Origin of the sequence: Bradyrhizobium sp. PRIMUS42 (assembly GCF_023006515.1) — a bacterium.
Taxonomy (GTDB): Bacteria; Pseudomonadota; Alphaproteobacteria; order Rhizobiales; family Xanthobacteraceae; genus Bradyrhizobium.
The window spans coordinates 1-5,399 of record NZ_JALBGZ010000449.1; the positions used below are offsets into that span (position 1 = coordinate 1).

Here is a 5,399-nt window from a genome sequence, read left to right on the forward strand (position 1 = left end):
CGTCTGGCGGCCCGAAGGCTGCACGGCGATAGTCTCGCCGATCGCGATCGTTCCGCTGGCGATCCGCCCGCAGAAGCCGCGAAACTCAGCATTCGGCCGGTTGACCCATTGCACCGGCAGCCGGAACGGCCGCTGCGAGACGTCGCCGGAGACGTCGACCGATTCCAGATAGGCCGTGACGGTCGGCCCGGTGTACCAGGGCATCTGCGTGCTGGCGGCGACGATGTTGTCGCCGCCGGGCGCCACGACCGGAATGCACTGGACCTGCGAGATTCCGAGCTGCCCGGCCATCGTGAGATATTCGGCGGTGATGGCCGCAAAGCGATCCCCGTCGAATCCGATCAGGTCCATCTTGTTGACGGCGAGCACGACGTGGCGAATGCCGAGCAGCGAAAGGATGTGGCTGTGGCGCCGCGTCTGCGTGATCACGCCCTTGCGGGCGTCGACCAGCACCACGGCGAGATCGGCGTTGGAGGCACCGGTCGCCATGTTGCGGGTGTATTGCGCATGTCCCGGCGTGTCGGCAACGATGAAGCGGCGCAGCCTGGTTGCGAAGAAGCGGTAGGCGACGTCGATCGTGATGCCCTGCTCACGTTCCGCCTGCAGGCCATCGACCAGCAGCGCGAAATCGAGATCGCCGCCGGTGGTGCCAGCGGTCCGGCTCTCGGACGCCAGCGCGTCGAGCTGATCGTCGAGCAGCGTCTTGGAATCGTAGAGCAACCGGCCGACCAGGGTGCTCTTGCCGTCGTCGACACTGCCGCAGGTGACGACACGCAGCGTCGGACGATCATCCTGATCCAGCCGCGGCGCACCGGAGGCGGCGATCGTGGGAGCCTCGTGATAGGACATCAGAAGTAGCCTTCCGCTTTCTTGCGCTCCATCGATGCCGGACTGTCCCGGTCGATCATGCGTCCCTGCCGCTCGGAGGTGCGCGAGGCCATCATCTCCCGGACGATCTCGGGCAGCGTTGCCGCCGTCGACACCGTGGCGCCGCTGAGCGGATAGCAGCCCAGGGTGCGAAATCTGACCGAACGCCAGCGCGGCTCCTCGCCGGCAAGCAGCGGCATCCGTTCGTCGTCGACCATGATCAGCGCGCCGTCGCGCTCGACCACCGGGCGTGAAGCCGCCAGATAAAGCGGAACGATCGGGATGTCCTCGAGCAGGATGTAGTCCCAGATGTCGAGCTCGGTCCAGTTCGAGAGCGGAAACACCCGCATGCTCTCGCCGGGCGCGAGCATCGTGTTGTACAGGCTCCACAGCTCGGGGCGCTGGTTCTTGGGATCCCAGCGATGCGCCGCGCTTCGGTGCGAGAATACGCGCTCCTTGGCGCGCGACTTTTCCTCGTCGCGCCGCGCGCCGCCGATTGCGCCGTCAAAGCCGTGGAGGTCGAGCGCCTGCCGCAACGCCTGCGTCTTCATGACGTCGGTGTAGCGCGCCGAGCCGTGGGTGAAGGGGTCGATTCCCTGGCTCAATCCGTCCTTGTTGGTGTGGACGATCAGTTCGACGCTGAGTTCGCGCGCGCGGCGGTCGCGAAACGCGATCATCTCGCGGAATTTCCAGGTGGTGTCGACGTGCAGCAGGGGAAACGGTGGCTTGCCGGGATGAAACGCTTTCATCGCCAGATGCAGCAGCACCGAGGAGTCCTTGCCGATCGAGTAGAGCATGACCGGCCTGCGGAATTCGGCTGCGGTCTCCCGCAGGATATGGATGCTTTCCGCCTCCAGGCGTCGAAGATGGCTGGCGGCATGAAGCTTCTCGCCCCCCGCTCTTTCGGCGAGGGCGGGTTCGGTGGCCGTGGGACTATCCAGCATGCTGATCACGCAGCCTCGGCGACCCAGTCGCCGAACAGGTGCGCCGACGTCGCCGCGTTCAGGTCGAGATCGCGAACGCACGCCGCGACCGAGGCTCGATAGACGTCATTGACACCGCAGCGTTCCAGAAGCTCCAACTGAGTGTTGCTCATCGAGGCCGTCGCGCGGCGCTGGTAGCGATAGGCGCTATCGGACGTATGCAGATTGGGGACCTTGTAGATCGTCGCTTCGCTCGGGAAGATGACGCGCGCGTTGTTGGCTTGCGCGTCCCCCGGCTCTTGCCACGATGTCACGGCGTTCTCGGTAAAGCTGCTGGAAAGGCCGAGGCGGTCGAACAGGACGCGCACCGACGACAGAGCCTCCTTGCTCGCCTCGTAGACGTAGTGAGTGACGGGAACGCCTTGTTGCCGGGCGTAGCTTGCGACGTGGGCCGCGCTGAGTGCGGCGACGACATAGTGCCGCAGCAATGTATCTTCAGGCGCGCGCGAGATCAGCTTTTCGAGCCAGGACGCCAGCGAACTCGCCGGCTCGCGATCGAGCATGATGAGACGCAGACGATGCCGCGGATAGCCCGCCTCGATCAGGAGCTGCAGTGGATTGAACAAGCTTTCGGCGAGCACGTAGGGCCCGATCGTTTCCTTGCTGAAGATGTGCGGCTCGTCGGTCGCCGAGGGGATGACCCAGGGCGTGAGCGGACGGCCGATGAGCGCTTCGCGCAAGATCGCTTTCAGCGGCTGATAGTATGACGGCATGCCGGTCATGCCGAACAGATTGCTGAGGGCGGTCGATCCGACCCTGGCTTTGCCGCATGCGAAATAGAGCATCGGAAAGTCTTGCGCGGGGCGATGCTGGAAATCCTCTGCGAGGCAGTCCGTCACTTCGCGCATCAGCGTCGCGAGGGTGACGGCTCTGGTCTGGAATTCGCCCACTGGCGACAGCAGCATGGTGTCGAGGGAACTGTGCTGCTGGCGAACGAGATCGGCCAGTCGTTCGAGCGAAGCGGCTGAGGTAGCGTCGAGGTTCATGTCGGGGGCCCATGGCTAGGAGTTCCACTAGCGATTGCTCGTGATGTACAATCCAACCTACAGTTGCTGGCGGTGCCGAACAATTCCGGGAAATCCCGGAGGCGCTATCGATGTGCAGCAAGCGTCGGAGATATGTTGCTGCTTTGTAGATTCATGCTGCGCGCACGGTATTGAGGAACTTCTCGACTTCCGTCTTCAAGAGGCTGCTTTCGCTCGACAACGAACGCGCCGATGACAACACCTGCCCAGATGCAGCGCCGGTGGCGCTCGCGCCATGACTGACCTGGGCGATCTTGTCCGCGACTTCGACGGTGCCCTTGGCGGCTTCGCTGACGTTTCGTGCAATCTCGGCCGTCGCTGCACCCTGCTCTTCGATCGTCGCAGCAATGGTTGTCGAAATGTCCGAGATGCGCGCGATGGTCGCGCCGATTTCCTTGATCGCTCCGACGGAGTCCTCGGTCGCCGATTGCATGCCGGCGATCTGCGTGCTGATTTCCTCGGTTGCTCGCGCGGTTTGCGCCGCGAGCGCCTTGACTTCGCTCGCCACGACCGCAAAGCCGCGGCCGGATTCGCCGGCGCGCGCCGCTTCGATCGTTGCGTTCAGCGCCAGGAGGTTGGTCTGCTCGGCGATCGCGGTGATCAATTTGACGACATCACCAATTCGGCCTGCCGCCTTGAGCAGTTCGTTGATCCGGACGTCGGTGCGCTTGGCCTGTTCGACCGCTTCGCTGGCGATGCGGCTGGAATCGTGGACCTGGCGGCCGATCTCGACGACCGACGTGCTCATCTCTTCCGCGGCAGACGCCACGGCGCCGACATTGGTCGACGCCTCCTCCGAGGCCGCCGCGACCATGCCGGAGAGCTGCTGAGTCTCCTCCGCGGTTCCGGACAGCGTGCCAGCGGCAGCCTCGAGCTGTTGGGAAGCTGCCGATACGGAGTCGATGATGCCGCCGACCGCGGCTTCGAACACGCCGGCGAGCTTGGTCATCTCCTCCTTGCGCCGAGCCGCTGCAGCGGCTTCCTGATTTTTCTGCTCGGCTTCCATCAGATCGATGCGGATCAGGTTTTCCTTGAAGGTCTGAGCCGTGCGGGCGTTGTCGCCGACTTCATCGCCACGGCGCGTATAGGGGATCTCGACCGCCTTGTTGCCGCCGGCGAGCTGGAGAAGCACGTCGCCGATGCGCCGGATCGGGCGGGCGATGCTCAGCACGGAGAACACGGCGGAGCCGATCAACATCAGGACGACGAACACGCCGACGATCAACGCGAAGTTGGCGACGCGATCCAGTTCCGTGAGCATCTCACCCTTGCGGCGCGCGGCGAATTCGTTGGCAACGCCGACCAGGTCGTCGATGCGCTTGCTGACCTCCAGAGCGGCCGGCCGCATATGTTCTGCGAGAATGCCTGCTTTCGCCGCTTCGGCTGCGGTCCTGGCGCTGCCGGACGCGGCGCCGATGACGGTCTTCTGCGCGCCGGCCAGTTCAATGCCACTGGCCAGATACGCATCGACAAATTTCTTGGTCTCGCGATAGGCGTCCTGGGTGACCTTCCGAGTCGCCCGGTCCGTGGCGGCATCGATTTCCACGCCGGCTTCGCCCGCTCGCGTGCGAAGCATATCGAGGGACTTGTCGACTTCTCCGGTTGTCGAAGCGGAACCGATCTCGAGCGCTGCGAGCTGCGCCCGCGTCATTGCCGTTTGCGCCGCCTGCGCATTGCCCTTGTTGAGATAGTTGATCGTGACCAAACGATTGGATTCGGCGATCGACCGGTTGCCGAGGATCTGGTTGGTCAGCATGCCGCAGACCAACACAATGCTCACGCCCGTGACGATACCGAGCTTTGTTCCGATGCGAAACCTGAATGACCCCACAGCAATCTCCCTCGCGTTACCTCTAACACGTCTTCGCAACCAATGATTGAGAATTGGGAAAGATTCGCGGAATTCCAGTAGAACTACGGCCGGCGTGGTGGTGTTAGGACATTTCCTGCAGAGGTTGTTTCGGGGTCCGGCCCGCTGTGGCCTCGCTTGTGAGTTCCCCGACTCAGTCTTAGCGTGAGTTGATGCGTTTCCGGGACCGACCCAAAACCTATCGGCCACAGTTCGGCGGTTCGCCGTTCGGTCGGCACTTCGCCGGACTGTTGCCGTGGATGTTCGTGGTGAGCATCATGCTGGCCGTCGTGCTCACCTTCCGCCATGGAGTGGGTTGGCTTGTTCCGCGGACCGATGGCGAGCACACCGGGGATGCCGAGATCGTTCTCCAGCAGGCGGGCCATCCCGATGTCCGCGAGCCCGTGGATGTGCTTCGCACCATCGACGGCGACACCTTCCTTGCGCGCGTTCGTCAGCGCGAGGGTCGCGATCGCGTCGTGCGCGTTCGGCTGCGCGGCATCGATGCGCCCGAACTAAAGGCATCCTGCCAGGAGGAACTGGACAAGGCGGAAGCCGCGGCGCGCGCGTTGCGCGATCTGGTCGGCCAGGGCGGCGTGATCATCACCAATCTCGGCCCCGACAAATACGGCCGCGTGCTCGCCGACGTCGCGACCCGGCGGACCGAGAACGTCT

Annotated in this window: 5 protein-coding genes; 1 reads left to right on the forward strand and 4 read right to left on the reverse strand. The window is 64.1% G+C overall.

The features are described from left to right. From MOV75_RS26255 to MOV75_RS26270, 4 genes are all read right to left on the reverse strand, one after another. On the reverse strand, positions 1-849 hold an 849-nt coding region (locus MOV75_RS26255; RefSeq protein WP_247006853.1), incomplete at its 3' end, for a sulfate adenylyltransferase subunit 1. Continuing rightward, positions 849-1,811 (reverse strand): sulfate adenylyltransferase subunit CysD, encoded by a 963-nt coding sequence (cysD, locus tag MOV75_RS26260; RefSeq protein ID WP_247006854.1) that lies wholly within the window; start codon positions 1,809-1,811, stop codon positions 849-851. The genes MOV75_RS26255 and cysD, both read right to left, overlap by 1 nt. 5 nt (positions 1,812-1,816) lie before the next feature. Continuing rightward, positions 1,817-2,836: a sulfotransferase family protein gene (locus MOV75_RS26265; RefSeq protein WP_247006856.1), complete on the reverse strand. Its 1,020-nt coding sequence runs from the start codon at positions 2,834-2,836 to the stop codon at positions 1,817-1,819. A 151-nt stretch (positions 2,837-2,987) separates the two neighbouring features. Beyond that, positions 2,988-4,706, reverse strand: a complete 1,719-nt coding sequence (locus tag MOV75_RS26270) for a methyl-accepting chemotaxis protein (RefSeq protein ID WP_247006857.1) — start codon at positions 4,704-4,706, stop codon at positions 2,988-2,990. A 191-nt stretch (positions 4,707-4,897) separates the two neighbouring features. Between MOV75_RS26270 and MOV75_RS26275 the strand changes: the two genes are divergently transcribed. Continuing rightward, positions 4,898-5,399: thermonuclease family protein (locus MOV75_RS26275; protein WP_247006858.1), on the forward strand; the 502-nt coding region annotated here is incomplete at its 3' end.

Excerpts from the sequence above, each read along its gene's own strand:
- cysD (WP_247006854.1), bottom strand. The coding sequence starts at position 1,811 with ATGCTGGATAGTCCCACGGCCACCGAACCCGCCCTCGCCGAAAGAGCG.
- MOV75_RS26265 (WP_247006856.1), bottom strand. The coding sequence starts at position 2,836 with ATGAACCTCGACGCTACCTCAGCCGCTTCGCTCGAACGACTGGCCGAT.